The organism is Alkalihalophilus lindianensis, from assembly GCF_032843265.1.
Taxonomy (GTDB): domain Bacteria; phylum Bacillota; class Bacilli; order Bacillales; family Bacillaceae_D; genus Alkalihalophilus; species Alkalihalophilus lindianensis.
Genome location: NZ_JAWJBA010000441.1, coordinates 1 through 266 on the forward strand (window position 1 = coordinate 1; position 266 = coordinate 266).

A 266-nucleotide genomic window follows, 5' to 3' on the forward strand; every position below is an offset into this window, starting at 1 on the left:
GAAGCCGCCATCAAGGGCAGTCAGGTCCGGCGCGCGCAACCTACCGAGGCGCCGGCCGGCCCGCGCCCGACGCTCTCGGAATACGACGTCGCCATGGGTTATCGGATGGTCCTGAACCGCGCCCCGGAGTCGTCGGTCGCCATAGACGCCCACCGCCACCATCACCGCGATCGAAGCGCATTCGTGGCCACCCTGCTGTCGTCGAACGAATTCAAGCGGCGTGTGGGCGACGACGAGGCCGCGCGGATGAAGCGCCTGTTCGACTG

At 68.4% G+C, this 266-nt stretch carries 1 protein-coding gene; it reads left to right on the forward strand.

The genetic code is table 11. From position 1 onward, the window contains the following. The coding region (locus RYX56_RS22950; RefSeq protein ID WP_317124201.1) for a hypothetical protein at positions 1 to 266 on the forward strand (266 nt) is incomplete at both ends.